Source organism: Peribacillus sp. NJ4, assembly GCF_030348345.1.
GTDB lineage: Bacteria > Bacillota > Bacilli > Bacillales > DSM-1321 > Peribacillus.
Genome location: NZ_JAUCFQ010000001.1, coordinates 2,891,196 through 2,914,800 on the forward strand (window position 1 = coordinate 2,891,196; position 23,605 = coordinate 2,914,800).

17 protein-coding genes, 3 pseudogenes and 1 riboswitch are annotated in these 23,605 nt (G+C 39.5%); of the genes and pseudogenes, 5 read left to right on the forward strand and 15 right to left on the reverse strand.

Annotation, left to right across the window (positions count from 1 at the left end):
• The 4 genes from QUF94_RS14380 to kdpA are packed head-to-tail and all read right to left on the reverse strand — an operon-like array spanning position 1 to position 6,701.
• Positions 1–2,334, reverse strand: a complete 2,334-nt coding sequence (locus QUF94_RS14380; protein ID WP_289316453.1) for a histidine kinase — start codon at positions 2,332–2,334, stop codon at positions 1–3.
• A gap of 48 nt (positions 2,335–2,382) precedes the next feature.
• Complete coding sequence (kdpC, locus tag QUF94_RS14385) at positions 2,383–2,940, reverse strand: potassium-transporting ATPase subunit KdpC (protein ID WP_289316454.1); 558 nt, start codon at positions 2,938–2,940, stop codon at positions 2,383–2,385.
• Positions 2,941–2,965: 25 nt separating this feature from the next.
• Complete coding sequence (gene kdpB, locus QUF94_RS14390; protein ID WP_289316455.1) at positions 2,966–5,005, reverse strand: potassium-transporting ATPase subunit KdpB; 2,040 nt, start codon at positions 5,003–5,005, stop codon at positions 2,966–2,968.
• Positions 5,006–5,027: 22 nt separating this feature from the next.
• Positions 5,028–6,701: a potassium-transporting ATPase subunit KdpA gene (gene kdpA / locus QUF94_RS14395; RefSeq protein ID WP_289316456.1), complete on the reverse strand. Its 1,674-nt coding sequence runs from the start codon at positions 6,699–6,701 to the stop codon at positions 5,028–5,030.
• Between the two features lie 611 nt (positions 6,702–7,312).
• Positions 7,313–7,454, reverse strand: a riboswitch (cyclic di-AMP (ydaO/yuaA leader).
• A 244-nt stretch (positions 7,455–7,698) separates the two neighbouring features.
• Between kdpA and QUF94_RS14400 the strand changes: the two genes are divergently transcribed.
• The gene (locus QUF94_RS14400; RefSeq protein ID WP_289316457.1) at positions 7,699–8,073 is read left to right on the forward strand and encodes a Na-translocating system protein MpsC family protein; all 375 of its coding nucleotides are present in this window, start codon (positions 7,699–7,701) and stop codon (positions 8,071–8,073) included.
• A gap of 771 nt (positions 8,074–8,844) precedes the next feature.
• Here QUF94_RS14400 and QUF94_RS14405 read toward each other — a convergent pair.
• From QUF94_RS14405 to QUF94_RS14445, 9 genes and pseudogenes are all read right to left on the reverse strand, one after another.
• Positions 8,845–9,855, reverse strand: a complete 1,011-nt coding sequence (locus QUF94_RS14405) for a C40 family peptidase (RefSeq protein WP_483313658.1) — start codon at positions 9,853–9,855, stop codon at positions 8,845–8,847.
• 24 nt (positions 9,856–9,879) lie between these two features.
• The gene (locus QUF94_RS14410; protein ID WP_289316458.1) at positions 9,880–10,962 is read right to left on the reverse strand and encodes a dipeptide epimerase; all 1,083 of its coding nucleotides are present in this window, start codon (positions 10,960–10,962) and stop codon (positions 9,880–9,882) included.
• Between the two features lie 15 nt (positions 10,963–10,977).
• Positions 10,978–12,137: pseudogene (locus tag QUF94_RS14415) on the reverse strand (DUF819 family protein).
• A gap of 192 nt (positions 12,138–12,329) precedes the next feature.
• Positions 12,330–12,647, reverse strand: coding sequence for a DUF3870 domain-containing protein (locus QUF94_RS14420; RefSeq protein ID WP_289316459.1), 318 nt, complete (start codon positions 12,645–12,647; stop codon positions 12,330–12,332).
• 723 nt (positions 12,648–13,370) lie between these two features.
• On the reverse strand, positions 13,371–13,529 hold the full coding sequence (locus QUF94_RS14425; RefSeq protein WP_289316460.1) for a hypothetical protein: 159 nt from the start codon (positions 13,527–13,529) through the stop codon (positions 13,371–13,373).
• Positions 13,530–13,666: 137 nt separating this feature from the next.
• On the reverse strand, positions 13,667–14,899 hold the full coding sequence (locus QUF94_RS14430; protein ID WP_289316461.1) for a Zn-dependent hydrolase: 1,233 nt from the start codon (positions 14,897–14,899) through the stop codon (positions 13,667–13,669).
• A gap of 104 nt (positions 14,900–15,003) precedes the next feature.
• Positions 15,004–15,264: pseudogene (locus QUF94_RS14435) on the reverse strand (amidohydrolase family protein); the annotation flags it as partial.
• Between the two features lie 2 nt (positions 15,265–15,266).
• Positions 15,267–15,467: pseudogene (locus QUF94_RS29075) on the reverse strand (amidohydrolase); the annotation flags it as partial.
• A gap of 331 nt (positions 15,468–15,798) precedes the next feature.
• On the reverse strand, positions 15,799–16,683 hold the full coding sequence (locus QUF94_RS14445; protein ID WP_289316463.1) for a hypothetical protein: 885 nt from the start codon (positions 16,681–16,683) through the stop codon (positions 15,799–15,801).
• A gap of 215 nt (positions 16,684–16,898) precedes the next feature.
• Between QUF94_RS14445 and QUF94_RS14450 the strand changes: the two genes are divergently transcribed.
• The 3 genes from QUF94_RS14450 to QUF94_RS14460 all read left to right on the forward strand — a co-directional run bounded on the left by QUF94_RS14450 (position 16,899) and on the right by QUF94_RS14460 (position 21,111).
• Positions 16,899–17,630, forward strand: coding sequence for a hypothetical protein (locus QUF94_RS14450; protein WP_289316464.1), 732 nt, complete (start codon positions 16,899–16,901; stop codon positions 17,628–17,630).
• Between the two features lie 702 nt (positions 17,631–18,332).
• Positions 18,333–19,286, forward strand: coding sequence for an arginase (gene rocF, locus QUF94_RS14455; RefSeq protein ID WP_289316465.1), 954 nt, complete (start codon positions 18,333–18,335; stop codon positions 19,284–19,286).
• A gap of 388 nt (positions 19,287–19,674) precedes the next feature.
• Complete coding sequence (locus tag QUF94_RS14460; RefSeq protein WP_289316466.1) at positions 19,675–21,111, forward strand: amino acid permease; 1,437 nt, start codon at positions 19,675–19,677, stop codon at positions 21,109–21,111.
• Between the two features lie 412 nt (positions 21,112–21,523).
• Here QUF94_RS14460 and QUF94_RS14465 read toward each other — a convergent pair whose 3' ends face one another.
• Together QUF94_RS14465 and QUF94_RS14470 are read right to left on the reverse strand one after the other, a co-directional pair.
• The gene (locus QUF94_RS14465) at positions 21,524–21,790 is read right to left on the reverse strand and encodes a hypothetical protein (RefSeq protein ID WP_289316467.1); all 267 of its coding nucleotides are present in this window, start codon (positions 21,788–21,790) and stop codon (positions 21,524–21,526) included.
• A gap of 224 nt (positions 21,791–22,014) precedes the next feature.
• Entirely contained in the window at positions 22,015–22,149 is a 135-nt protein-coding gene (locus QUF94_RS14470) for a hypothetical protein (protein ID WP_289316468.1), read from the reverse strand.
• A 43-nt stretch (positions 22,150–22,192) separates the two neighbouring features.
• Between QUF94_RS14470 and QUF94_RS14475 the strand changes: the two genes are divergently transcribed.
• Entirely contained in the window at positions 22,193–23,524 is a 1,332-nt protein-coding gene (locus QUF94_RS14475) for an oligosaccharide flippase family protein (RefSeq protein WP_289316469.1), read from the forward strand.
• Positions 23,525–23,605 lie beyond the last annotated feature (81 nt).

Here is a 23,605-nt window from a genome sequence, read left to right on the forward strand (position 1 = left end):
TTAATCAGCTACGATCAAAACATCCAGGTGTCTAGCTTCTCTTAGTAGACGAACTGCAATAGATCCACCCATCATTTCTTGCCATCTCGTTCTTGCTGATTGTCCTAAAATGACTTGTGATGCTTTTTTGTCATGTAATTGTTTCTTGATTTCATTGACCACTGATCGTCTATCCCTCGTTGTATATAATTCAAAAACGCCTCCTAAGCGTTGTGTAAGGCTTACCAGTTTATCTAGTATCACCTTTTCATCAGTTTGCAGTTCATTTTGATGTTTGACGAAAATAACATACCAATCCGCTTTAAGACGATAGGCTATGCGAAACCCCCTTCTAATTAAACGCTCAGCATTTGCTCTAAGATTGACACTGACAAAAATCACTTCATCTTTTCTCCATGGTCCCCTAACTCCTTCCTTACGTTTCATTGACTCTAACCTGTCATCCACATCATCTGCTAATTCACGGAGCGCAAGTTCTCTCAACGCTATAAGGTTTTGTGTCTTGAAGAAATGGCTAAGGGACTGTTCCACTTTATCCATGGCATATATATTACCTTCCTCCATCCTTTTCCTGAGCGCATGTGGTGAGATGTCGATCAACTCAAGTTCATCCGATAATTGAAGAATGCTGTCGGGTACTGTTTCTCTTACGGACACACCTGTAATTTGCTTCACATTATCTTTCAAACTTTCTATATGTTGAATATTCATGGTGGAAATAACCGAAATTCCGGCTTCCAAAATGGTCATTACATCTTGATATCTTTTTTGATTCTTGCTTCCCGGTACATTCGTATGTGCTAATTCATCTATCAGGACTACTTCAGGATTCCGAATGATAATTGAATCTAGATCCATTTCCTCCAATAATACGTTTTTATATGGAACAATTTTTTTTGGCATGATTTCTAAATTTCCCACTTGGGCAGCTGTCTCTTTACGCCCGTGTGTCTCCAATAATCCAATCACTATATCAATTTCATTTTCTTTCAGGTGATTTGCTTCCCTTAGCATTGTATATGTTTTCCCAACACCAGGAGCAGCTCCGATATAAATCTTAAATGTCCCTTTTTTCACCCTTTCGACTTTATCATGCATTTCATCGGGCGAGAGCCTGCGATAAGGATTTTCCCTCCTTTTTTCCGTCTTGATTGCGGGAATGATTCTCTCACCAAGTGCTTTTACTCGGTCTGCCACAATATAAACATCAATGCCCTTGGATTTTCTCAATATTTTATTGACTATGGAACCTTTGACCATTTCTTCCCACACTGGCTTTTTGGATTGGCCCAGGATAATTCGAGTTATATGATGGTGCATGGAGAATCCAACTATTTCTTCTGCTATTTCGTCTCCCTTCATTGTAATCTCAATAAAACTTCCATTTAATTTATTGATCAGTTTTTGCATGGAGCTTTTAAAGATTTCTTCCTCTTTTGATAGTTTTTTTGATAGTGTGATAAAGCTGGCGATTATAAGCTCACCGCCCAACCGCTTGGCAATCTGATCTCCTCTTCTTATTAATATGGAGCCATTCCAATGATATTGTACACAGACCAATATTCGTTCCGTGGCACCTGAAGGCCCCATTAACCCTTCTAGTTCCCTGTGTTCAGTCAGGTCCTCTTCAACTTCTTCCGCTAAAAACCGAAGTGACAATTCCCTAAGAGTGGCTAGATTTCCGTTGTTATAAAACTGTAACGGCCCTTCGTCGTCTTTTTTACCGATTTCCCCTTTTTGCAGACGTTTTAATATGGCTTCAGGGGTGACATCCAATAAACGTACTTCATCAGCCTTTGTCAAAGTATCTTCTGGAAGTGTAACGTTTACGTGAAGTGAAAGATTCAGTAATTGTTCTGCGACTTTCTTCACTCCTTTCAACTCATAAATATTTATCGTCGTAATGACACTGATTTCATTCCTGATTAATTCCATAACGTCGTCCAATCGGGTGGCGTTTTTTGAATTTAGATGATTTTCATGAGCCAATCGATCAACTAAAACAACCTCCGGATTGCGTTTGTAAATCTTATCTAAATCAAGATCCTGTTCTACGTGTTCATTTCGCTCCCATTCTATAGTTGATATAAGTTCAAGACTGCCTAATTGTTTAATTGTCCCAGGACTGCAGGAATTGTTGACTACCCCGACAACTACATCAATCCCACGTTTCTTCATTTCATTTCCTTCAAGAAGCAACTGGTAGGTCTTGCCTGAACCGCTTACAGCTCCAAGTATGATTTTCAGCCTTCCCCTTTTGATATTGGAAATCGACTCTAGAATTTCATCTGGTGTTTTCCTTCGAAATTGTTCCGACAGAATTAACACCTCCATTATTGTTCTATTTCAAAAGGAGAGTCGTCTAAACCCTCCAAAATATAATTATTTTAATTCATCCAATGCCATATTCAACTCCAAAACATTAATTCGGGGTTCACCAAAAATTCCAAGTGACCGGCCGCTTGTATATTTTTCTACGAGTAGATATACTGTTTTTTCAGATAATTCCCTTTCTTGAGCTATACGAGGAACCTGTACCTTCGCTCCATTAGGGGAAATATTGGGATCAAGTCCTGATCCCGAATTCGTCATCAAGTCAGATGGAATGTCTGCTTTATCGACAGTAGGGTTTTCTTTTAAAAAGTTCGAAATGTCTTTTCTTGTCCGATCTATCATCTTCTCATTTGAAGGAGAAAAGTTTGGCGAACCTGAACCCGCCGCATCATATTCAATAGAAGAAACACGACCTTGAAAGTAACCGGGTTCTTTAAAGGATTGGCCGATCATTGCGGAACCTATCAATTCACCCGATTCATTTTTAATTAAACTGCCCTCTGCTTTTGCAGGCATCATCAACTGTGCTAGCCCTGTCATAAGTAACGGATAGGCCACTCCAGATATGACTAGAAGCACCAAAACCAAACGTAAGTTTTTTAACATGGATTACCATCCTTAATTTATATTTTTAAGACATGCTTAACACGACTAGTAGCAAATCGATCAATTTAATACCAATGAAGGGAACTAACACTCCGCCTAATCCATACAGGGTCAAATTCTTCGTCAGCAATCTTGTAGCGCTCATAGGAACATATTTAACCCCTTTCATCGCCAAAGGTATTAGCAACGGAATGATGATGGCATTAAATATTAAAGCTGATAATACGGCGCTTTGGGGTGTCGCCAATCCCATAATGTTCAGGGCTTTCATTTGAGGTATCGCCAACATGAACATGGCCGGTATTATCGCAAAATATTTAGCTACATCATTAGCGATGCTAAAGGTTGTCAATGCTCCCCTAGTCATGAGCAACTGTTTCCCAATCGCTACCACTTCGATGATTTTTGTGGGATCTGAATCTAAATCCACCATATTTGCTGCTTCTTTCGCCGCGTTTGTCCCTGTATTCATCGCCAAACCTACATCTGCCTGTGCCAATGCAGGAGCATCGTTTGTTCCGTCTCCAGTCATTGCAACAAGCTTGCCCTCCTCTTGTTCCCGCTTGATGACAGAGATTTTATCTTCTGGCTTGGCCTCGGCAATAAAATCATCGACACCTGCTTCTTTCGCGATGGTTTCAGCTGTTAACGGGTTATCCCCGGTGCACATTATGGTTTTAATACCCATTTTCCTTAATTCACCAAATCGTTCCTTCATGCCTGGTTTCACAGTATCTTTCAAGTATATTGTGCCAAGTATACGGTTTCCTTCTGTGACAACCAGTGGAGTACCTCCTTTTTTAGCCACTTCATCACAAGTGTCTTTTAATCCGATAGGCACTTTTCCTCCCTGATGCACTATATATTTCATTATCGTATCAACTGCACCCTTTCTGACCCTTTTCCCATCAGAAAAGTCCGTTCCGCTCATTCTGGTTTCCGCCGTAAATTCAATTCCTTCGGTACCGTTTTTATCCAGCATTTTTTCAGGTAACCCATTTTTTTTGGCGAATTCCAATACAGAGCGGCCCTCAGGGGTTTCATCATGTAAAGATGCGTATACGGCATATTGATTAAGCTCTTCCTGACATATACCGCTAGCCGGTATTAAGGCTGAAGCCATGCGGTTACCATGTGTTATGGTTCCTGTTTTATCAAGGATGATCGTATTGATATCACCAGCCGCTTCGACCGATTTTCCAGACTTCGCAATTACATTGAATTGTGTTACCCTATCCATACCCGCTATTCCTATGGCTGAGAGTAAGCCCCCGATTGTTGTGGGGATCAGGCAAACCAGTAATGCTACCAAGGTCGCGATTGGAAGGGTAACTTGAATATAGGACGCAATCGGTACCAGTGTGGTGCAAACAAGTAAAAAGATAATGGTCAAGCTAACCAGCAGAGTGCCGAGTGCGATTTCATTCGGTGTTTTTTGCCTTTTAGCTCCTTCGACCAAATTGATCATCCGATCCAGGAAAGATTCACCAGGGTCTGCACTGACTTTAACCTTGATAAAATCACTGATGACTTTTGTACCTCCTGTTACAGAACTGAAATCCCCACCAGGTTCTTTTATTACAGAAGCTGATTCTCCCGTGATCGCTGATTCATCTATGGCTGCCACTCCTTCGATGATTTCCCCATCCGTCGGTATTAAATCGTTTGCGTTCACTAAAACCATATCGCCTTTACGTAATTGCAAGGCATCGACTATTATTACTGATCCATCTTTCTGGATTAACCTTGCTTTAGTATCCTGCTTTGTCTTTTTGAGACTATTGGCTTGCGCTTTTCCGCGTCCCTCTGCAAGAGCTTCGGCAAAATTAGAAAAAATGATCGTTACGAATAAAATGATGGATACTGCAATGTTATACCCCCTATCAGCCACTCCACCAAAAAGCGCAGGAAATATAGACAGAAGAAGCGTAAGGGCAAACCCCACTTCAACTACAAACATGACTGGATTGCGAGCCATAACTTTTGGATTCAATTTCTTGAGTGCATCTTTACTTGCCTCATAAACAAGGTTCTTATTTAAACTTGCTATTCGCTCTATTCTCATTTGAAATGCCCCTTTTCAACATTTATCTAATCGTAAGCCATTCTGCAACCGGTCCAAGTGAAATTATTGGAAAGAAAGTCAAAGCTCCAATAATTAAAACCGAGGCTAAAAGAATGACAAGGAACGTACCATTATCCGTTTTGAAAGTTCCTATTGTTTCAGGAACAGGCTTCTTTACAAGTAATGATCCTGCGACGGCAATCATGGCGATCATGGAAAAATAACGTCCGAACAACATGACTAAACCAGTGGAAACATTCCAAAAAGGGGTATTGTCGCCTAAACCTTCAAAACCGGAACCATTATTGGCTGCTGAAGAGGTAAACTCATAAACGACTTGAGTAATGCCATGAAAGCCCGGGTTTGAAATTGCTGCTGAACCCATTTGTGTCGCTAATGCAATGGCCGATGGAACTAATATGATCAACGGGTGGAGAAGAATCGCTATAGCTATTAACTTCATCTCCTGGCCTTCAATTTTCTTACCCAAAAACTCAGGTGTACGTCCCACCATCAGTCCGGCAAGAAATACAGCCAATATGGAATACATGAGAATATTGACCGTACCCACACCATCTCCGCCAAATACACAATTCACCATCATCATTGCAAGTGGTGCTACACTTCCTATCGGTGTTAGGGTATCATGCATATTATTTACCGACCCTGTGGTGGCAGCTGTAGTTATACTAGTGAATAATGCACTCTGGGCCACCCCGAAACGAACCTCTTTCCCCTCCATACTCCCATCCTCTTGCGAAAGGCCTATTTCCTCTAATGCTGGATTGCCATTTTTCTCATTAAAATAAGTAATGCTAAAGAAGAGAAGTAACATGAATCCCATTGCTGAAAATAGGATCCAGCCTTGCTTCTTATTCCTCGCCATATACCCAAACGTCAGCGGAAGGGCAGCTGGTATTAGGAACATGGATAATATTTCTAAGACATTCGTGAAACCATTAGGATTTTCAAACGGATGGGCTGAGTTGACCCCAAAGAACCCTCCTCCGTTTGTTCCTAAGTGCTTAATGGATTCTAGTGCCGCTACAGGTCCCCTTGCTATATTTTGGGTGGCTCCTTCTAATGTTGTAGCGACTGCCGTAGGGCTAAATGTTTGCGGAACCCCCTGGGACACTAAGACTAAACCAATAAAAATCGATAATGGTAGCAGCACTCGAGTAATCGTACGGATTAAATCCACATAGAAGTTTCCTAGGCTCCGCTGACCTGTCAATCCTCTAAAAAAAGCCATACATAAAGCAATGCCGGTAGCTGGGGTCGTGAACATCAAGAATATGATTACTACCATTTGAGATAAATAAGAAAGTCCCGATTCTCCACTATAATGCTGTAAATTGGTATTCGTAAGAAAGCTTGCAGCGGTATTTAATGCCAACAATGGTTCCATGTTGTCTATCTTGCTGGGGTTGCCTGGTAACCCCCCTTGGAAGCGAATGATAATATAAGAGACTAAGAACATCACTAAATTACTCATTAGCAGTGCCTTGGCGTACTGCTGCCATTTCATATCCACCGTGTTAATGCCGGATAGTTTAAAGATATACCGTTCCATCCTTCCAAACACCCGATCTTGTTTCGTTAATTCAAGGGAATAAACATCCGTTAAATATTTAGCCAATGGTATGGCTAAGATAATCGCAACTGCCAGTACCGCAACGATTTGCACTAGATCCATTTCCTTCTCCTCCGTTAGTCTCCCTTAGTATTTTTCCGGGTATATTAAGGCATGTATTAAATACAACGTAACCGCTCCGACGATGATCATTAAAAACATTTCTCTACTCTCCCTTTGCAATGACTTTATTACAGAAATGAATGAATCCTAAAAAGAGGATAAACGGTGTAGCCATTAATGAAAGTGCTATAATATCCATTTTTCTTCTCCCTTCCCGCCCAGCCATTAAATGTCTTTATTAGCGTTCACCTTTCGATTATGATATTGGACCTTTATCACTGTTCCTTTTCTCAGGCAGACGTCGGTTAAGGCATAAAAAAATAGACCAATGGTTACTTTTCCCCTAGTTTGCAGCCCTGCACAAATCCAATCTCCGTCCTACAGCGTCATGAACGCATCAGAAAAAGAAAGATATACAGAAACAAACATTTTGTTGGAGAAAAAGTAATCATTGGTCTATTTAACGCCCAGCAAGCCATAGAGCTTACTCCACGATCCGTCTTCCAAGAAACCTTTTCAATTATAGGCATAATAAAAAGACCTACGGAAATGTCAGGTTGCCATTTTGCTATGACATAACAAAAAAGCCTCCTGAATCAAGGTGGTCTTATGACCTCCTTCGCTTTAGCCGACGAAGTTAGCTGACGGGTAGGATGGCGAAAGAGTATCTCATCCCTTCTGCAAATGCAGAATTAACCCCATGAATAGTGGGTCCTCCGTTCTCAATCACTTGAGATTTGGCCGGTATCAAATTGTTTTTCATGAGGATTATTGTACGCCCCTCATTCAAGGTTTGTAAACTCTTATTAATCTTTAAAAACCTCCATTTCTGATCATTTAAGACGATATTTACCCATTTCATCAGCAAAAATGCTATATTTCTTAAATATACTAACTTTTTCACTTTTTTCTAAAGTTTTACAAACTGTTATTGACAGGAACTTAGACGTGGCATTATGATAAATCCCATAAATTCGTCAGATAAACTGGAGGCATTATGATAAATACAAAAAAAAGGATTGAGGCTGAAATAAGCGAAGCGTTCATTAAGTTCCAGCGTGAATTGATAGGAAGAGGACCTCAGGAAACTAAAACTTATATAATCAATGATATGTTGATAACCCGTTTCAAGGGTGTCCTTACTGTTGAGGAAAAGCACCTTGTGAGTCACAATTCCGGCAAAAAACTGGTAAAAAAAATGCGTTCACTACTTCGTGAAATGTACACTAAGGATTATGAAAAAATAGTTGAAGATCATACTGGTTGTAAGGTTCTTTCTTCTCACAGTGATATAAGCACTAAAACTGGCGAAAGAATTGAAGTTTTCATTATGGATAAGGATTTGGAACGGCTTTTTGATACCATCAAGTAGGTAGGTTAAAAAGTTACGATTATACCACTTTAATATTATAGTAAAATAATTATAAAAAGCTTTATATTAGAAAAACATCAGTGGAGTGGCAATTATTGCCACCCCACTGATGTTTTTTAAGGTTCACTTTTCTTTTAACCACTTTTTTATTCTCCAATTAAACCACCTGCTAGAAAACATATAACAGCGGTTCCTAAAGTAGGTGTTGCAGCATATTTTATCTATTATTACAAAAAGCCCCTTACAGTGGAGCTTATGCAGCTGCAGGTGTTGTTGGTGGCTCTGTTCCATATATATATTACTCTATGAATGATGCCGAATGTATTATTGGTAACTATTCACACAACAAAAGTACTGATAAATTTCACAAAGACAAAGCTCGTAAAAAACAAATAGGGTAAACAAGTGTAAGTTATCAAAAAAGATTTCAGTATATTAATCCTGCCCCCTTCCGAAGTGTAAAACGCTAAAAAAAGCACGAATGATGTTTTAACAACATTCATGCTTTTTGGGGATAATCTTAACTTTATCCTGTCAAGTAGACAATAAAAAAGAGTTTTTTTATTGAGAGGTTTTTTACTGCATCTCAATTAAACTGCTCAACAGGCCTTTATTCAACACCACGGCACTTGGAACACTAGTGATGCATCTTTTTTAAACCAACCATTCTCTTGTTCATAGACTTCAATAGTGATTTTTCGATCATTCTTACCATCAAAATAATAATCTATCTTCAAAACATTTTTACCAGAGTTTGTGTATCATTAAGAATCATTCGATATATCTTCTTGCTCCGGCATATTCCTCTCCGTATCCCGATGTTTTTATTTCATCTATCCTTACATGTGTTGAGCTGTTTGGCGAATGGATCATTTTTCCGTCACCAATATACATTCCCACATGATGGACTCTTCCTTTCCCTTTATCATGTGCAAAAAATAGTAAATCACCTGGTTGAAGATCTTCTGGTTCCACCTTTTTACCATGTTGCGCCTGAATGGAGGAGTCCCTTGGAATCGTTATTCCATTAGCATGGTACATCGTATAGGTAAAACCAGAGCAATCAAATCCAAAACCGGACATTCCAGCCCATAGGTAAGGAAGCCCTAAAAATCCCTTTCCTGTTTCTACGATGTCCTTACCGGTTGGAACTGGAATTTGACTTTCGTCTCGGTAGACGGACACGTCTTTCTTTTCTATCCATTTTGCTCCATTGCTTGGTGTCATCACCTTCACTTTATCCTTTTTCACCTGTAATAACGGAAGGCGTGTATTGAAGCTGATCTCCATGAATTTCGACCGATGTTTCGAATCCGAATAAAGCCAAGTCTTTAGAGCATTTACAAGGGCAAATCCTCTATTGAACTGCTTCTCGAAGGATTTTCCTAATTTCAATTGCCCCTTCGGCATCCAGCCTGGATAACCTGCTTCATTACGGGGCGTAGGCTGATTGGCAGCAGCTACTTTCACCCATTCACCCCGTTCTTCTAGAATGGTCACTTTAGAACCATATAACGCTTGTGTCTCCAGGTTACCCACAAGCCACAGTTTGTCTTCATAATTCATGGATTTGATCCATGCATTCAAATCAACGGGGTTCGATGCTGAAGGGGCATCCAATTCCCTTAATAAACCCGGCTCCGTCCAAAGAGTTGCAGCAGTTACATCCACATAGGCAATTCTCTTCTGTTCTCTTGCGCCGGCTTCGTTGGGATTTAATACTAAAATACTGAGCGCAAAGAAAGATAGCACTAAAACGGTTAACCTTTTTCGTCTAATCAAAATAATCACCCTTTCAAAATAGTTTTATTGAGTAAAAGAGGATTTCCTCTTGACTCCGAGTCCAGGTTTTTCGGCTATGAGGAGTTGATCTTTCCTAAATTCAATGCCTTCAAATGGTTCATTCTTAATCCATAATGGTGCATCTAAATCGATTTTCGTTATATTTGGATGAGCGGTTGCCAGATGTGCAGCGGCGGCTACGCTCACGGATGATTCCATCATACTGCCGATCATGCATTCCACCCCTGCTGCTTCTGCCATATCCGCGATTTGAAGTGCCCGTCGAATTCCTCCTGTTTTCATTAATTTAATATTAAGGAAATCAACAGCATGTTCATTCAGGAGTCTCATGGCATCACGAGGGGAAAACAAACTTTCATCTGCCATTATCGGCACTTGGACAGACCTCTTTATTTCTTTCAATCCTTCGATATCATGGGCTTGCACTGGCTGTTCCACCAAATCAACGTTCAGCTTTCTTTCCTCGAGTTCATGAATGATGGAAATCGCTTGTTTTGTTGTCCACCCTTGATTTGCGTCAATCCTGATAATGACCTGGTCGCCAACAGCAGCACGAATGCAGGCAACCCGCTCCACGTCACTCTTCCAGTCTTTCCCCAGCTTTATCTTCATTGTTGAGAATCCGCCATCGATGAGGGACAATGCCGCCTTTGCCATTTCTTCAGGTTCATCAACGCTGATTGTCATATCATTTTTCAGGACATTCGATTTACCACCCAGATATTGATATAAAGGAAGCCGCCATCGTTTGCTGACTGCGTCATATAAAGCTATTTCAACAGCGGCTTTTGCACTTGTGTTGCCTACACAGGATCGTTGGATTAGTTGAGACAATGCATTGATATTCTCGATGTCGCGGCCGATTAGATGTGGCGTGATCACTTCTTCAATGACAGTCATGATTCCTTTTGTAGAATCACCTGTGATGGCAACCGTGGGGGCTGCAGCTCCCAAACCTTCCGTTCCATCCTCCAACCTCACGGAAACCATGATATTTTCAATTTCCATAGCTGTACGTAATGCAGTCTTGAACGGCTTGACAAGTGGCAAAATTTCCACTGATACTTGTAAACTTTCAATCTTCATATTAACAACCCTTCCTTAAAAGCTTGAGAGTATATATGATGTAAGAATTCCAAAATAGGTACCCAGAAGACTGCCAAGTACAGCCATCAAAATTCCGACCGGTATTAGGGCACGGTTGAATGCACCAGCCAATATTGGGGCTGATGCCACCCCTCCTATATTCGCCAATGAGGCAACTCCCATAGTGAATAGATCCAACTTAAAGATTTTAGCTAAAATGACCATGATCAACCCATGAAAGAATAGAATCATAAATCCGGATAAAATATACACAGGCGCCTGAAACTGCTGTGAAAAATCGGCATGGGAAGCAATTAAACCAATGACTATATAAAGCATGACTTTGGAAATTTCCATGGAACCGGCAATACGGCCAACCTTTGTGACAGCCAGAATTAAACCTATTGTCGATGCAATGATGATCGTCCAAGTGGTCGCATTCACTGCGGCACCCAGTACTGGCAGCCTTTCCCCCATTTTGGTTGCCCCTGCTGATACAATTAAAGCCAGCGCCAGGAAACCGATCAATTTCACAAATCCAAATTCCGTTTTTGTGGTTTCCCCCGCTTCAAGCTCGGAAGTCATTTGATCAATGAACGATGTATCCGCTTTAGTCCAAATATTGAATTTTCCAGCAAGAGGCACCAGCCAAAACAAGAACATGACCCAAATGGAATAATTGACTGTATCCATGATCAACGCATAACCAAAAATATTTTCAGGAACTTCGAGTATGCCTTGTAAGATCACCATATTGGCAGATCCCCCCGTCCAGCTGGCGCTTAAAGCCGAGAATGCCTTCCATGTTCCTTCCGCATAGAAGCCATTCATTAAAACGTAAGTAAGGGTGAACCCTCCAATGATGCTGAATGAAGCGGCAAAAAAAGTTAAAAGCATCTTTGGTCCAAGTCTGATTATTTTACGCATATCGCATTGCAAAAGCATGAGCATCAGCATGGCAGGAAGCAGGAGTCCCCGTATGGTGCCATATGCACTTTCGACTGACTCACTGTAAAAAAAACTCCAAAAGTTTTCATCAGAGCCGCTCCAATATAAATTAGGACAATACCAGGTACATACTTGAAGAACTTTCCCCCTATCTTTTTTTCCGCTACTGCAATCACGGCAGTAAATGCCATTAAAAAACAGACAAACATCACGCCATCTTGAATCATTTCCCATACCTCCTAATATTCAGGTGGTTCCATTAAACTAAAATGTGATTTTCATCTTCAGTAAAAAGCCAATAAGAAGAATTAAAATCCGACAGAGTCTAACATAGCCCCACATAAAAAAATCCAGCTGCCAAAGAGTACGCATACACTCTTTAACAGCTGGATTTCAATCGCGAATAACAAAAGAAGCAGCTATAAATTATAAAGTTGTTGATATTTAATGCTCGCATTTCTTAGAGCGACGGTCAGTGCTTTCTGAGATGAACCAAAGTAACGTTTCTCAATTACTTTCTCCAATTCATCGGGTTGAAGTATGGATTTACCTACTAACATGTAATGAATGAACCGCGATGTAAGCGATATCGTAGTCGAGCATTCCACATCTACTATTTCATGTGTATCATTATCAATGACGAACCCGATAAAAAAGCAGTTGAATTGCTGCGTAATTGGGTTATTAGAAGCCGCCTTCGATTCGCCAACGATATATACTGTATTCTGATGAAACATAATATTTGTGCCTCCTGCCATTACAGACATCATAACAGGTATAAATAGGGTGACTATCTATATTATTACAATATGAAATGGTTATTTATATTCTAATATATATAACATGCATTTGACAATATATTTAGTATATTAAGTTAATTCCCAACTCCTTCGGCAAGAGACTTGAAAAGTTCTGGCCAATACGCAGCCCAAGTCCTTTTAAACACATGTCATTAACTGATAAATACCCATCTTCACACTATTATACGGAAGGTTATGCTGCCAATCTTAAACTAGATTAGCATGATTCCTTCCGTTCTATATTTAATTGGGAGATAAAAGATGAAAGATACTATTGAATTAATAGTATCTCAGTTTTTCGACAAAAGGTTGGCAGAATAGTCTCCTCTTGGACCAGTATTGAGCGAATCACGTGCTTAACACTTGAGTGCCCACTTCAATGACAGCTTCCATTTTCCGAAAGCATAGTGGTCACATCGAGGATTATTACCATAATTGAAGAAATTTGCGACACTTCTGCCGAATAACTGGCTAGCCGAGACACCGCAGACGCTTGCGGCGAGGAGCCTTGGCAGACAGTCGGCGGAAAGGGAGCGGGTTTCTGAAATCAACTATAACGTTATTATTTTTAAAAAAACTGTAGGCAAACCCGCTTTTCTTCGAGTTTGCCTACAGTCTGGGACACTATTATATTAATAATATTTTTTCCAATCAATTAATTCAGCCCTCATAAGATATCTTTTCGTCGATGGCGATCCTTGAAAGTGGTTGCTGTACCACTCTTTCGATTTTCATAAAGTTCGTCGATATCGACAGTTCCGGCAATAAACCTAAGAATCCTATAAATGGAACCAAAAGCAATAGCTTAATGGCATTCAATTTATACCCTCCCCAATTTAGCTTCTTTAACACGGATGCATCACCATCAGATTAGCTGACTTTCATACTAAGCCGATGGTTTGATAGCATCCTTCGGTCCCAGTCATTTCCTGCTTTCAACCAACCATATATTCATCTTAAGTGGACTGTATGGCAATAACCGTTTCCAATATTACATTGACGCCTTTTTCACAATCTTCCCAAGTAGTAAGTTCCTCTTCACAATGACTTTTACCGTTGATGCTTGGGACGAAAACCATGGCAGTCGGTATATAACTAGCTATAAACTGAGCATCATGTCCTGCCCCGCTTACCATTCTTTTATATGGTAAACCCAAGGAATGGGTCGATTGCTCAAGCAAATTGCAAATCGATTTGTCGAACCATACGGTATCCCTGTCCCATAATTTTTTCACTTGGATGTCGCAGCCACTTTCTGAACCTGTGGTCGTAAGGCCTTTAATGACTTCCTCCACCATTTCGATGACCTTGGAATCCTTATGTCTCGCTTCTAGCGAAAAAATCACTTTATTAGGGATGACCGTATGGATATTAGGAAACACATTTACCCTTCCCATTGTAAAAACTAAATCTTCATCAAGCATGCCCAGCTTCTGACGGGCCTCCATAATCAAGCTATTCGCCGTGAAAAAAGCATCCTTTCTCATATTCATCGGGGTAGTTCCCGCATGATCGGATTCTCCAGTAACTTCTATCTCATAGCAAACCATTCCAAGGACACATTCAACGACACCGATCGTCAATGATTCACGTTCAAGAATGGGCCCTTGTTCGATATGCAACTCTAGAAATGCAGTCGCTTCTTTTAAACGGGACTCTTTATCCCCTGCATAACCAATGGCATTCAAGGCGCTTTCGAAAGTGGTTCCTTCACTATCCGTCTTTTGCAGCATGATTGATTTTTCGAATTTCCCTGAAAGAACTCCCGATGACATCATGGAAGGTTCGAACCTGGCTCCTTCTTCGTTCGTAAAATTGACGATCATCACCGGAATTTTTGGTTGGATATTATTTTCCACCAGAGTCCGCACGACTTCCAAGCCTGCAGCTACACCCAAGATCCCATCAAACCTCCCGCCCTTTTTAACGGTATCCATATGTGACCCCATTACAATGGGCGGTTTGTTTTCAATTCCCGCTAAAGTAGCGTAAATATTCCCCATATCATCAACCTTAATGGTCATCCCCAATTCTTTACAACAAGCGCAAAAGTAATCACGGACTAATCGATCTTCTTCGGAAAGGGATAACCGTGTGACTCCGTTGTTTTCTGTGCGTCCATAATCCGCGAATTTCTCGAGTGTACGACTCAGCCTCTCACCATTAATTAATAATTTTTGCTTTTTCATAGCGAAAATCCCCCTTTTAGATAACCTGCTAAAAATTCAACATTTGTTCGCTTAATCCAAAAAAATCATAGTGAAAGTCTTGGTTGTTTACTAGATACTCTAGATTATATTTCCACTAATGATTCCCTATGATAGAGAATCTCTCCATTCAGAATCGTTGATTCAACCTTTAAATCCTTAATATTTTGAGGATCAACCTTCAAAATACTATCATTCAATACTACTAGATCTGCCAGCTTCCCTTCCTCTATGCTGACTTTGACATCCTCATCGAAACTCGCAAACGCGCCATTCCAAGTGTATAGTTTAATGGCTTTCATTACGCTAATCGATTGAACCGTCCCTATTTTCGTACCAGACCTGCTTTATGAGAATCTATAAACCCAGGAAGTAATGACTTTCCCTGCAAATCAATCACATTTGTTTCTTCTCCGATAAAAACCTTGATTTCCTGATTCGTTCCGACTGCCGAGATTCTATTTCCTTTAATTGCCAAGGATTCTGCAACTGAATTTTTTTGATCAGCTGTTATGACCTCGCCGTTTATGAACACGATATCAGCTTTCAAACACTCACACCTTCCTTATTGTTTACCCTCATTACTCGTATCATTTCCTTTTCTTTTGCTGTCTCCCACTTTCACTTATTGGAATATTCCGTTTTTAATAGATTCATTATATCCACCCCAGATTATGAATTCATTAGACAAATAGTCAAAAGTTTTATCGTTTTTTTATACCTTTCATATGATTATGTCTATCCTCTTATGACTTTTAGTCCCCATTTACTCACGTTTTTTAGATTAGGAATGATAGAATTTAGGGGGAATTTCACCAATCAAAAAAAGGATAGGTGCAGCCGCTGATATGCTTACCTATCCTTTCCATTTTTCAATTATTTTACAACCCATTCAATCTCCCAATAATGCCAATCGTCAAATACTGTTTATTGGCATTAAATTCCCATAGCCAATATCGAAGGGATAATTCACTTTTATCCACTTCTTCAATAAAAGTTTTTATCCCAATCAATGCTGCCCCATAACCCACGTTTGAAGCTAAGGCAAAGATGGCATTCAGCCCTTCATTAATGGTATCCATATACTCGGGTTCCATTTTTAAGATATCAGTCCATGTAATATAGAATCCATTTTGCTTGATACATTTAGATATAGAGTGATTCAACGTACATACTATCTCATCCCTAAGATCTAAAAATCCATTCTTTATCTCTTCTGCGTCTCTTTTCTGATATTGTTTACCATAATCAGAAAGCAGTTCCTTAGTCCAATTATAAAAAAGTTGGGTATAAATGGCGGAGGTTGCCACGATATCAAAACCATTATGATAATCAGCAAAAATACTGTCAGAAAGCTGACTTAACCGATTCTCGGTATCCTTTATATACTGAATGATTCCCTCTGCCTTTTCACCACGCTTCAGCATGGAAGATAGGTGGTGATCAAACCCCATTTTGTCGAGGCCTGTTACATCGATTTCAACAAGTTGAATTTTTTCCCGAGTCCGTTCAGGCAAATTCTCAGTACCCTTTTCCATGCTTTCCATATCAATATCAAATAAATATATGGAGTTGCATTTAGTTGCCAGATACTCAATATCCAAATCATCGCAATTGCCTGCACCAACTATCGCCACTTTATCAACATTCTCTCTTTTCGAAAAGGCGGCATCGAATAACCCTGTAACTTTTAAACGATGCTGTTTCCACCTCATCTTTCTGAATTCTTCTCGATTATGATTGATTTCTCTTTGAAAGGTTTCCAAGTAAATCTCTCCCTTTAGGGTACTATCCATTTAATTATTGTAACAAAGTATCCCGATATTGTAGAGGGCAGGTCATTTTGATTTCGCAGTTGGATAAGGTTCGCTCCTTAAATTAAAGCCAGATTTCTAAATTTCAATAGTTAAATAAGCTAGGCAAATGTTAGACTAAATATGGGAAATATTGAAAGAAAGCAGAGATAACAGGAGGGTGTTCCTTGAGCAAAACAAAAAAGATTTTACTGACTTTACTAGGTGTTTTTTTAATTATCTTGACCGGTGTCGTGATACTTGTGTTTTCATTCACACAGAGCATGAAAGCAGATCTTGATGAAGAAAAGAAGGTTAAACATCAAGCTGAACGATACTTAGAGAAAAACTTTGAAGATGGAACGGAAATATATGATGTCCTATACGATAATATGGGTAACTGGGGCTATTTTGACTATGCAGCTAAAGTGAAACATAAAAAATATGGTACTCAATTTTTAGTTTTCTTTAATGAGGAAACAGGGGAAATGGAGGACACATTCATATCTGATAAATGGCAAGATGATGCTGAAAAAGAAATAAGGCCTTATATAGAAACTGAACTGGGGGACGTATTGATATCCAAGGATATGGGAGATATTGCTGAAAGTGATGATTGGGAAGAGATTCAAGAAGAAATAGGTGATTCGAATCAATTACTCTTGGTTTTTGATGAGAGGATCGGCAAAGAATTAAAGATTGATCCAAATAAAGCAGCTAGCTATAAAGATTACGAAGTTGCCCCAACCATTCGGATTACCCTTTCACGTAAAAAACAGGATGCAGATGAAGACCGATTTACTGAAATTATCACTGCCCTAAAAAAAGATGGGGTGCTTAAACATGGAAATATGATTGTAGAATATATCAGCACCAATGGTGTGCTTCTCGAAGATGAGGAATGGAGTAAATCATTTTAAAACCTTCAGATTGTTTTAAAAAAAGGTAAAGAGCAACATTCATAGCCTGCTGCTCTTTACCTTTTTTTGTTTCTGGAAACACCCCCTAAGTTTCAATATGGCTTTTTTCTATACCAAACTATCCTATTTTTTTGTCGCAAATATCTTTGATTTTCCAATCGTCTTTTTTTCATGCTATTGCCCACCAGACAAAAACCATACTGGAAATGTCCAAAATACATTGAATTTGCCGACAGTTTTGGGCTAAATGTGATAATGTTTCTCTTCCCGTGTAACCTCAGTTTGGCGAACAGCCCTCCGTTTTTCTGGTCAGAAAAAAATTTTTTTATATGAAAATAACAATCCTTCCATGTTTTATATAAGAAACTGCCCCATTTCCTGAATAAATGTATCTAGTAAATTATATTTCATACCTACTGAATCATCCTTGGCGAAAATTTCTGATTGGTAGCGCTATTACTTCCATTCCTGGGATAAAAATCTTTACAATTCCAGGTTTTATAAGTATTTATCGCAGTTTTCTTAATTCCCCTTATACCCTACATGGTAATATTCTATATTCATGAATCATCAAAAATAGGAATTTTTACCCAAGACTTTTACCCTTTTCCCAATCGTATAAATATTCAAAAAAATGTCGAGTTGAGTCATCTATCCTTTTACCCTTATACTAGGGAAGAAAAATCGAAGGAGGAATTATACATGAAGAAGGAAATTTCAATTATTGGTGTTCCAATGGACCTTGGTCAAACTAGAAGAGGAGTGGATATGGGGCCTAGTGCCATTAGATATGCAGGATTGAGTGAAAGACTTGAAAACATTGGCTATACTGTCCGTGATGAAGGTGATATTAAAGTAGAAATACAAGAAAGAGCACAAAGTGATAGCGACACAAATTTAAAGAATCTGCAGGATGTAGCAGAAGGTAATGAAAAATTGAGTCAAAAAGTGGATGAAGTCATCCAATCAAATCGGTTTCCTTTAGTATTAGGGGGAGATCACAGCATAGCTATCGGCACATTAGCTGGTTTAGCGAAGCATTCTGATAACTTAGGGGTAATTTGGTATGATGCACATGGCGACTTAAACACAGCTGAAACTTCCCCATCAGGAAATATACATGGTATGTCCCTAGCAGTAAGTTTGGGCCTTGGCCACCCTGCATTGACTAACATTGGCGGATATTCTCCAAAAATCAAACCAGAGAATGTTGTCATTATTGGTGCCCGTTCCTTAGACCAAGGTGAGAAAGAGTTAATCAAGGAAAAAGGAATTAAAGTTTTTACCATGCATGAGATTGATAGAATGGGTATGACAAGAGTGATGGAAGAATCGATTGCTTATCTAAAAGAACGTACGGATCTTGTACATTTATCACTTGATCTTGATGGTCTTGATCCAGATGATGCACCAGGGGTAGGAACGCCTGTAATGGGAGGCATTAGTTACCGTGAAAGTCATCTTGCCATGGAAATGCTGGCTGAAGCTAACATCATTACATCTGCAGAGTTTGTAGAGATAAACCCAATATTGGACGAGCATAATAAAACGGCTGAAGTTGCTGTCGCATTAATGGGCTCATTACTTGGGGAAAAATTACTTTATGGAGCGGAAGATCACCTTATCAATCCTGGTTTACTGGCTGAAGTAAAATAGTCGAACTCTATTGAGATGACAGTGATTGATAGAATTATAGAGAGAGTTCTTTACATGGATGCTCCATTGGAATAAGTCCATAATTCATCAGGGTGCTTCTCTCCCCATTGGCGGATGATCGACATGATTCAATTTACATCCCTAGTTTCCTGACGCTTGGCTTCCTTTTCTTTATTAAGCGACGCTATCGAAATTAATTCTGCATAGGTACCTATGTTTATTGACTCATGTTTATTGCAGAAGTAATCTCTTTTCCGGGGGAATTCGACAACACCTGAGATTCAAAACCGAAGCTTTTAGAATTGTGAATGAAAAAACACACAAATTCCCTAAAAACGTCCAAACATAAATGAAACCGTTTGCACCCATCAGGTAAAGGAGTTTTTCAATGAAAACAACAGAAAATCAACCAAATGAATTAAAACGGAGCATGAAAGCAAGACATTTATTTATGATTTCAATAGGGGGATGTATTGGTACGGGCTTTTTCATTGGATCAGGCTATACCATCCATGAAGCAGGGGCCATCGGTGCTATCCTCTCCTACATAGTCGGCGGCTTCATTATGTACTTAACGATGCTTTGTTTAGGTGAACTATCAGTTGCCATGCCTGTTTCCGGTTCGTTTCAGACATATGCGACAAAATTCATCGGTCCTGGAACCGGCTTTGCAATAGGATGGCTTTACTGGTTAGGTTGGGCCGTTACAGTTGCCTTGGAGTTTCTGGCAGCAGGACAGCTTATGCAAAGATGGTTTCCTGAGTCACCAGTATGGATGTGGTGTGCAATCTTTGCTTTTCTCATATTTTCACTAAACGCCTTATCAGCAAAGGCATTTGGAGAATCGGAGTTTGTTTTTTCAAGCATAAAAGTATTGGCCATCATTCTGTTCATCATAGTTGGCGGTGCTGCTATGTTTGGTCTTATTGATATGAAAGGTGGACAAGAAGCTCCATTTTTCTCCAACTTTTTCAGTGAAGGTCTTTTCCCTAATGGGATATCAGCCCTACTAATCACAATGATTACAGTGAACTTTTCATTCCAAGGAACGGAATTAATCGGAATTGCCGCTGGTGAAAGTGAAAACCCGGAAAAGGTCATACCTAAATCCATCAAACAAACCGTTTGGAGAACCCTTTTCTTCTTTGTTCTTTCTGTCTCTGTACTCTCAGCGATGATTCCAAGGGAAAAAGCTGGAATTGCTGAAAGTCCATTCGTTGTTGTACTAGATAGCATCGGAGTTCCGTATGCAGCTGACATCATGAACTTTATCATTCTTACAGCACTGTTGTCAGTGGCAAACTCCGGTCTTTATGCTGCGACACGTATGCTCTACTCGCTCTCCAGGGAAGGAATGGCAAGTCCGAAGCTCGGTTTGGTAAATAAGAGAGGGATTCCGCTTAATGCCTTGCTTATCACCCTGGCAATTGCCGGTTTGTCTTTACTTTCAAGTGTAGTAGCTGCAAAAACAGTGTTTGTCTTTCTTCTCTCCCTTGCAGGATTAGGGGCACAAATTGGCTGGATTGCCATATCGGCTTGTCTTCTTGCTTTTAGGAGATCATATACCCGCCAAGGAGGAAAGGTAGAAAATCTGAAATTCAAAGTACCGCTATACCCGTTCATTCCAATTCTTGCTTTAACAACAAACTGCATCGTCATGATCAGTCTGGCGTTTGTTCCTGAGCAGCGGATGGCCCTTTATTGCGGGGGAGCATTCTTCCTTGGTTGTTATGCGGTTTATCACTTTAAAGTGAAGAAAAACAAGAAAGCAGAAACTCCAACACAGGAAGTCCAATTAAATGCCGGTAAAAAAATGGTCATTTAATTTTATCCAGATTGCTGCGGAAAAGAGTAAAACGATGAAAAGCATTCGCTTTTCATCCTTCGATTCCGATAGAAAGTATGCAACACTACATTAAAGAAGAAATACCCTGGATGTTTTCACACCCAGGGTATTTTTTATACTTAACCACTATTAATCTCGGTATTTCAATTTTCCCAACCTAATCACCTGTGTAGCAATCGAATGATAGTCATCAATCATTCCTATCAGTTCCCCATTCTATACCCTTCTGCTCAAAAAAAATTATTATAACCCCGTCCATGATTAAAAGCATATAATAGGAAGTTACATTTCAGTTTTAACGCATGGATAATTCAGCTCGAATTAAGCTATAGAATGAATCTTATGACATTTAACAAGCATCACAAAAATAAAATCATCGATTAAGATGATTTTATTTTTGTGCATATTCTTTTAATCTAGGAAGGATTGGCTCTAAAATTTCCTTGGCTATGTAATCCGTATCCAATCCGATGAAGCGTTCACTTTCCAATTCGACCGATCTCGCCTTTTCCGGGTCATTACAAAAAATAAACGATATGATACCGTTCTCTTCGGTCATATCTACATACTTAAATGTAATGTCATGTTTCGTAAGACAACTTTCAAACGCAATGCACAATTCATCTATATTTGATTGACTAATAGATGTGAATTTCATATTGATCACCCCTCTGCTAAAGGATAGCAAAATAAAGCATGAATTACAAAGTGAAAATCAAAGCAGCAGCTAATGTTTCATGATCATGATTCATCTGACACAATTGCCAAAAGGGAACCTGACTTATCTTCTTTTTATCAGTGTAAAAACCTAAAATCAAGAAATGAATACAAACCATGACATGAATGATGTCTTCTGATGATGATCCCCATAAGAAATTTCATTCAACCAATCGATTTCATCCAATTTCCCATCCTTGTTTGATTTAATTTTCCATCTTCCATAATCAGTATATCCATAGCCATATCTGCATGATGTACCCCCGCAATATGGACTTCCTTATGAATATTCCATGGCATGTCTCATATCTTTATACAAACACCTTGTTAGGAGTGGGCCAACATGAAGTCTTTTTATAAGGGAACGCTCATTTTGATTGTCGCAGCGTTTTTTGGTGAATGTATCGAATTTTTAGTGAACATGATCCTAGCCAGGGAATTACAGGAAGAGGGCATGGGGCTTTATATGTCCATATTGCCAATTTTCTTTTTAATATATGTGATTGCCAGCCTTGAATTACATATTTCCATTTCAAAATTCGTCGCAGAAAATAAACAGACCATGCATTATAATCTTATCATTCATGCACTTAAAATGGCTGCTGTCGTCGTGTTGGTCATGTGTGTGGTCATGCCTTTCATACTTTCCTTCTCATCCATAATGGACAAATATCATCCCTATATTAAATGGCTGCTCATCACACTAATCCCAATCGTTGCATTTTCATCGATTGCAAGAGGTTATTTCATGGGTGTCCAGCAAATGGGGAAGATTGCTTTATCCAACTTTTTGAAAGATATCATTCAATTTGGTTTGCTTTTCCTCATCTTTAACTTATTTCATTTTAACCAGGAAAAGTCACTTTTGATGGCCTTTTTTGTTTTAATTGGCAGTGAGTTCCTCGTTTTTCTATACTTGATCAACCTTTTGATTCTTCAAATGCGAATCATGAAACGCGGTACGAACTCGCGAACGACCGGTAAACATGCACGGCAAAAGTTATTGGCGGTTTCGCTGCCCACCATGGGGTTAAGGATCTTTCATGCCATAACAAATGCCATTCAACCTTTTTTGATCCATACGGCCCTTCTCTCGGCAGGATTCGGTGCGGTCGTGGCAACAGAGCATTTTGGGATGCTCACTGGGGTTGCGATGACAATCGGCTTCTTTCCGGCCTTTATCGCGCATTCCTTAATGATCATGCTCATTCCGAATGTTTCGAATGCTTACAAGAAACAGGATAAGGAAAAATTGAGGGTTTTATTGCAAAAATCGATGTCTTTTACCGTATTGTATGGAGTTCCAGCCGTGATCTTCATTTATTTCTTTGCGGAACCTTTGACCTCCCTCTTTTTTTCTTCAACATCTGCCGCATACTATTTAAAATTATTATGTCCTTATTTCCTTTTTCACTTTTTTGTCATTCCAATGCAAGCCTACCTCATCGGCCTGGGCTTAGTGAAAGATGCCTTCATCCATACAGTTTGGTCCCATATCGTTGCATTTTTAATGATGTATATCCTTGGGTCTCAAGCTTCTCTTAATATGGGAGGCATCATTTTAGGAATGAATACGGGCGCTGTATTATTGACTTTCATGCACTACTTGACCATTTGCAAAAAAATTGGGATTAGCATTTTACTGACGAAATCGAGATCCATATCGATAAAGTGAAGCAAGGACCATGTTCATCCCCCTGATGCACAAAGTTACTTTATTTCACTTTCATTTTTATTTTGAGGAAACACAGCAAAC